Origin of the sequence: Pseudoduganella sp. RAF53_2, assembly GCF_052113985.1 — a bacterium.
GTDB lineage: Bacteria > Pseudomonadota > Gammaproteobacteria > Burkholderiales > Burkholderiaceae_D > Rugamonas.
In genome coordinates this window covers 1-6,435 of the sequence record NZ_JBFRDW010000341.1, presented here as the reverse complement: position 1 = coordinate 6,435, position 6,435 = coordinate 1, and the positions used below count along the sequence as shown (strand labels likewise).

Here is a 6,435-nt window from a genome sequence, read left to right as displayed (position 1 = left end):
GGTCAGTGCCCTGATGCTGGAGCACTTGAAGGGCAGGCCGGTCGCGATGGTGCGTGCGCCGTCCGGCGTTGCGGGCGAGCTGTTTTTCCAGAAGCATTCGGAAGTCGGCAAGCTGCCTGGCGTGAAGCAGTTCCCGCAGGAGCTCGACCCCGATCATCCGCCGATGCTGGACATCGCGACTGCGGAGGGTCTGCTGTCCGCCGCCCAGTGGAATGTGGTGGAATTCCACACCCAGAACGCTTTCGGCAAGAACTACGAAAAGCCGAACCGCATCGTGTTCGACCTCGACCCCGGCCAGGGCGTTGAATGGTCGCAGATCCAGGAAGCGGCCCAGCTGGTGCGTGCCTTCCTTGATGAACTTGGGCTGCCGGCCTTCCTGAAAACCAGCGGCGGCAAAGGCCTGCACCTGTTCGTGCCGATCAAGCCTTACTACGACTGGGACACGGTCAAAGCCTTCAGCAAGGAGATCGTCGAGCACATGGCGCGCACCTTGCCGGACCGTTTCGCCTTCAAGAGCGGGCCAAAAAACCGCGTCGGCAAAATCTACATCGACTATCTGCGCAATGGACGCGGCGCGACCACCATCACCGCCTGGTCCGCGCGCACGCGGCCGGGGCTGGGCATCTCGGTGCCGGTGGAGTGGAGTGAGCTGGATAAGCTGCACGGCGGCGATCACTGGACGGTGCAGACGGTTCACACGCGCCTGGATAAGGGCAATGCGCCTTGGGCGGATTACACCAGGAGCGCCGTCAGTATCACGGCCGCCATGAAAAAGCTGGGTATCGTTTAAAACCCAAGGCGTGAACCTGGTGGCTGCCACGCCGTGGCAGCCACCTGCTTTCTGCCGTGGGTTCTAGGCGGCCTTGCGGCGCGCTGGCGTCTTGGTCGCGGCGCGTTTGGCGGCGGCTTTGGTGGCCGCGTGCGTGGTGCTGGTCTTGCGCGCCGAGGTCGTGCTGCGGCCGGACGCCGTGCGCGAGCTGCCATTGCGAGCGGTTGTACTGCGGCGCGGTTTCGCCGGTTCGGCTTCTTCCTCCTCCGCGACTTCCTCGGTCTCCTCGGATTCGGTGTCTGCGCCGCCCTTGCGCTGCCTGGACGGCTTCGCCCCGCCGAGGCTTTGCTTCAGCAGCGCAACAAGGTCCACCACATTCGAGGCTTTCGGTGCGGCTTCCTCTTTCGATGGCTGAGTGATGGTCTTGGTCTGCCCGGCCTTCACTTTTTTATCGACCAGTTTGAGCACGTCTTCACGATAGGTATCGTGGTAATCCTTGGGATTCCACTCATCGCTCATGCCCTCGACCAGCGACAGCGCCATCTGCAATTCCTTATCCGTGATGCCGGACGCCTTGGCGCTGCCCGGCAGCTTCAGGTCTTCCGGACTGCGGATCTCGGTCGCATAGCGCAAAGTATTCATGATGATGCCGTTGCCCACCGCGACCAGGGCGCACAGATGCTGCTTGGTGCGGATCACCACCGTGGCCACCGCCACCTTGGCCGCCTTCTTCAGCGTTTCGCGCAGCAGGGCGTAGACTTTATCGCCGCCGCGGCCCGGAGAAAGATAGTAGGGCGTTTCGTAGAAAGTCAGTGGTACGGAATCCGCATCGACAAAGGCCAGGATATCGATGGTCTGCGTGGCCTTGGGATTGGCCTGGCGCAGGTCCTCATCGGACAGCACGACATATTCGCCGTCCATGTATTCGTAGCCTTTGACGATATTGTCCCAGGTGACTTCCTTGCCCGTGCCCTTGTTATAGCGGCGGAAGCCGATCGGCGAGAAATCGCGCTTATCAAGCATCGTCAGGTCGAGGTCATGGTTCTGAATGGCCGTGTGCAGCTCGACCGGGATATGCACCAGCCCAAAGCTGATGGCGCCTTTCCAGAGCGAGCGTGCCATGGCAGCCTCCTTATTCGCCCACGCTGCCGGTCACCGGCAGCACGATACCTGTAATATAGCTCGCGCAGCTGGGCGCGGCCAGAAACACATAGGCCGGCGACAGCTCCTCCGGCTGGGCCGGGCGGTGCATCGACGTGCCTTCGCCGAATTTCTTCACCTTTTCCGGCGGCGCATCGGAGGGATTCAGCGGCGTCCACACCGGTCCCGGCGCCACGGCATTCACACGGATGCCCTGTTCCAGCACATTCGCCGCCAGCGACATGGTGAAGGCGTGAATGGCGCCCTTGGTAATCGAATAGTCGAGCAGCTTGGGCGAGCCTTTCAGTCCGACCACCGAACCGGTATTAATAATGGACGCGCCTTTCTTCATATGCGGCAGAGCGGCCTTCGCCATGTGGAAGTAGCCGTAGATATTGGTCTTCATGGTCAGATCGAAGCGCTCTTCCGAAATATCTTCCAGCTTCGCCGCGTGTTCCTGATAGGCCGCGTTATTGACCAGCACATCGAGCTTGCCGAAAGCCTGAATGGTTTCGTCCACCGCGTGATAGCAGAACTGCGGGTCGCGCACATCGCCGGGAATCAGAATGCAGCGCTGGCCTTCGGCTTCGACGCAGCGTTTGGTCTCGACCGCATCTGCCTGCTCGTCGCTGAGATAGACCAGGGCCACGTCCGCGCCTTCGCGCGCATACAGCACGGCTACCGCGCGGCCGATGCCGGAATCGCCACCGGTGATGATGGCGGCCATGCCATGCAGCTTGCCGCTGCCGCAGTAATCGGGCGCCATGAACTGCGGCTTCAGTTCCATTTCATGTTCCAGACCCGGCTTGGCCAGGTGCTGGTCCGGCAGCGGCGTACCGGGGAAATCGTGGGTGCCTGTTTGCGCGGGCTGCTTGTTTTCTTTCGGCGGCTGGCCGCTGTCGCGCTGGTCCTGCTGTTGCTGGATTTCGCGCTGCATGCTGCCCGCGTCGGCCTTGTTTTCTGACTGTGCCATTGCTGTAACTCCCAATGAGGAAAGACCAGTATTGGCGCTGAGAGCGTTGTGAACCGTGCGCGTCCTCACATAAAAAGAATGTTGCAATAGTTGAATTTATGGCACACTAATGAGATAGAATTTTAATAACAGTTATTGCGGGGAACGCCATGTCTGAAACCGAAGGCCGCCGGGCCCCAGCCGGCCTGTTTCTTAATCCGGCGGACGAGCGGCGCGCCGAATTCCAGGCCGCTTGTGCCGAAAGCTTTGGCCGCCTGTTCATGGTGGACGACGCCGGCATCGCCCAGGACACGCTGGAAGAGCACCGCATCGACCTGCTGGTGCTTGATCTGCGCGGCTACGATACCAGCAGCGCCGCCAGCCTGGCCGCGCTCAGCAGCCTGGTACGCGCCCGCGACGGCGAACCGGTGCTGGTGATCTGCCCCTACGGCAGCACGGTATGGATTCCGGAACTGATGGCCTGCGGCCCCCTGCAATACCGGATCAGCCCTATTCTCAAGGGCGAGCTGCGCGAGGTGGTCGACGCCATGCTGCGTCCACCGCTGGACCCGCAAGCCGCCGCCCAGCAAGCCCTGCTCGACAAGGAGGAGGAGTTGCGCGATCTGTTGGCCATCCAGCGCAGCCTGCAGCGCGCCATGAGCCGCCTGGACGAGCTGCCGCTGATGGCGACCCGCATTTGCGCTTCGCTGTGCAGCTTCCCCGGTGTGTGCCACGCGGCGCTGCTGCAAATGAAGGAGCGCGGCAATCTGGAACTGGTGGCCGAGGAAGAGCGCAATAATCTGGACCTGGCCCAGCTGCTGCAAGGCCGCGAACGCCTGCTGGAGTCCTCGTTGCGCGATGTGTTCCCGCCGCTGCTGGCCGTCAGCTCAGGTGAGCTGGTGCTGCTGGATGCGCCGGAAAAGTCGGGCGAGCCGGAACTGGCCATGGCGCTGCACGACCATCATGTGCGCATGGTGCTGGCGATGCCGTTGCGCAGCGAACCGGGCGGGCCGATTCTGGGGTCGGTGTGCATGATGTTCGACCGCCACATGCAATTCTCGCGCGAGCACTTCTCCTGCTTTAACAGCCTGGCCCAGTTCATCAGCTTCGGCCTGGCGATGAGCGAACTGCGCCAGCAGAACGATGCGCTGGCCGGCACCCTGACCGAAATCGCTACCGTCGACGCGCTGACCGGCGCCGTCAACCGCCGCGAAGGCGAGCGCACCCTGGATGCGGAAGTGCGCCGCGCCCGCCGCTACAGCCTGCCGYTGGCGTTGATCGCCTTCGACATCGACAATTTCCGTTCCGTGAACGACATCTACGGCTACCCGATCGGCGACCAGGCCTTGCGTGTGGTGGCCGACACCGTGCAGAGCCGTCTGCGCAATTCGGACACGCTGGCGCGAATGCGCGGCGAAGAATTCCTCATCATCGCGACCCACACTTCGGCCATCGATGCGCTGAAGCTGGCGGAAAAGCTGCGCGAAACCATCGCCGATACCGAGCTGCCGGGCTGCGACACGGTGACCATCAGCCTCGGCGTGGCGCAGCTGGCGCCCGACGAGGGCGGGGCGGATGCGCTGAGGCGCCTGAGCGACGCACTGCACCGCGCCAAGCGCGCGGGCCGCAATTGCGTCGAGCTGGCGATGGCGCAATAAAAAAAGAGCGGCAAGTCCGTTCAAGCGGACCGCCGCCCAAGCACGATCGGTCTCCCAACCGGTCGCTACACCCCGGGAGGATGTTCTTACATCTTTTCGAGCACGGTGGCGACGCCCTGGCCGCCGCCCACGCATTGGGTGGCCAGTGCATAACGGCCGCCCGTGCGCTGCAGCAGGGACGCGGCCTTGCCGGTGATGCGCGCACCGGTCGCGCCCAGCGGGTGGCCGATCGCCATGCCGCCGCCATCGATGTTCAGGATTTCCGGATCGAGTCCGAGTTCGCGGATGCTGGCCAGTGCCTGCGAAGCAAAGGCTTCGTTCACTTCCGCCACCGACAAGTCCTGCACACTAATGCCCGCCTGGGCCAGCGCCTTGCGCGTGGCAGGAACGGGACCCATACCCATGAAGGCAGGATCGACGCCAGCGGAAGCCATGCCGATAATGCGGGCGCTCGGCTTCAGACCGTGTTTGCGGGCGAATGCCTCGCTGGTCACCAGCACCGCGGAGGCGCCATCGGTCAGCGGCGAGGACGTTCCGGCCGTGACCACGCCATCATCGCGGAAGGCCGGCTTCAGCCCCGCCAGCGCTTCGGGCGTGGTGGCCGGGCGGATGCAGCCGTCTTCGGAAATGGTGTCGCCATTGGCCGCGACCACGGGCACGATCTCATCTTTCAGCAGACCCGCTTCGCGCGAGGCGGCAGCCTTGCGGTGCGAGTGGTAGGCCAGCATTTCCTGGTCGGCACGCGCCACCTTGTATTCGCGCGCCACATTCTCGGCGGTTTCGCCCATGCTGATATAGGTATCGGAGTTCTCGTACAGTTCCGGGTTGGGCGAGAAGTTAAAGCCACCCTGCGGCACGAAGGTCATGGACTCGACGCCCACGCACAGATAGGCTTCGCCCAGGCCCGCTTCAATCTGCGCGGCGGCGATATGGATCGCCGACATCGACGAGCCACAGAAGCGGTTCACGGTCATGCCCGGTACTTCAAACGGAAAGCCTGCCAGCAGCGACACCACGCGCGCCAGGTTATTGCCCTGCGAGGATTCGGGATAGGCGCAGCCGAGGATCACGTCATCCAGCAAGCGCGGCTCGATGCCGGTGCGCTGGATCAGGCCTTTGACTACCTGGGCCGCGATATCGTCGGGACGGGTTTCGGCCAGCTTGCCTTTGCGGGCGAAATGGAAGGGGGAGCGCGCGTAGGCGCTGATTACGGCTTTCATCGTTTCTCCTTTACTGCGGGCCGGCGGTCTTGCATTCGCTGCGATCCCCGCTAAAATGTTTAAATTACGAGCGTCATCAATTTCAGTATATATTACGATCATAATTATTAAAGTCAAGGTGAGATCATGAGAGTGAGTCGGGAGCAGGCGGCCTTAAACCGCGAACGTATTGTTGAAGTGGCATCAAAATTATTCAGGGAGAAGGGTTACGAAGGCATCGGCGTGGCCGACCTGATGAAGGGCGCAGGGCTGACGCATGGCGGCTTCTACGGCCATTTCGAGTCGAAGGAGGACTTGCTGGCGGAGGCATGCGGCAAGGCGATGGAAGGCTCGGTAGCCAAATGGCAGAAGATTCTTGCCAAGGGGGCAGGCGAGCCGCTGTCGGCATTGGCGCGGGCCTATATGACTACCGCCCACCGCGATAATCCCGGCATTGGCTGTGCCGTGGCCTCGCTGGGTCCGGATGTGGCGCGCGCGGGCGACCAGGTGCGCCATGCCTTCACGGAAGGTGCGCGGGTTCAGCTGCGCATGCTGGCCGACACGCTGGAAGGCTCGCCGGAAGAGCAGATGCGGCAATCGATCGCGGCCTACGCGGCCCTGATCGGAGGCCTGGTACTGTCGCGCGCCGTCGACGATCCTAAACTATCGAAAGAAGTGCTGGAGGCAGTAGTCGCGCAGCTGGAGAAGGCGAAGGCG

Annotated in this window: 6 protein-coding genes; 3 read left to right on the top strand and 3 right to left on the bottom strand. The window is 62.9% G+C overall.

Annotation, left to right across the window (positions count from 1 at the left end):
- On the top strand, positions 1-790 hold a 790-nt coding region (ligD, locus tag AB4Z11_RS19390; protein ID WP_442026997.1), incomplete at its 5' end, for a non-homologous end-joining DNA ligase.
- Between the two features lie 63 nt (positions 791-853).
- Here the strand turns inward: ligD and ku are convergent.
- Together ku and AB4Z11_RS19380 are read right to left on the bottom strand one after the other, a co-directional pair.
- Positions 854-1,891: a non-homologous end joining protein Ku gene (ku, locus tag AB4Z11_RS19385; protein ID WP_442026995.1), complete on the bottom strand. Its 1,038-nt coding sequence runs from the start codon at positions 1,889-1,891 to the stop codon at positions 854-856.
- Between the two features lie 10 nt (positions 1,892-1,901).
- The gene (locus tag AB4Z11_RS19380; protein ID WP_442026994.1) at positions 1,902-2,882 is read right to left on the bottom strand and encodes an SDR family oxidoreductase; all 981 of its coding nucleotides are present in this window, start codon (positions 2,880-2,882) and stop codon (positions 1,902-1,904) included.
- Positions 2,883-3,031: 149 nt separating this feature from the next.
- On the opposite strand from AB4Z11_RS19380, the gene AB4Z11_RS19375 reads away from it, so the two are divergent.
- Positions 3,032-4,519 (top strand): GGDEF domain-containing protein, encoded by a 1,488-nt coding sequence (locus AB4Z11_RS19375; protein ID WP_442026992.1) that lies wholly within the window; start codon positions 3,032-3,034, stop codon positions 4,517-4,519.
- Positions 4,520-4,605: 86 nt separating this feature from the next.
- Here the strand turns inward: AB4Z11_RS19375 and AB4Z11_RS19370 are convergent, their stop codons facing one another.
- Complete coding sequence (locus AB4Z11_RS19370) at positions 4,606-5,739, bottom strand: thiolase family protein (RefSeq protein ID WP_442026990.1); 1,134 nt, start codon at positions 5,737-5,739, stop codon at positions 4,606-4,608.
- A gap of 126 nt (positions 5,740-5,865) precedes the next feature.
- On the opposite strand from AB4Z11_RS19370, the gene AB4Z11_RS19365 reads away from it, so the two are divergent.
- Positions 5,866-6,435, top strand: a 570-nt coding sequence (locus tag AB4Z11_RS19365; RefSeq protein WP_442026989.1) for a TetR/AcrR family transcriptional regulator, incomplete at its 3' end; no start/stop codon positions are given.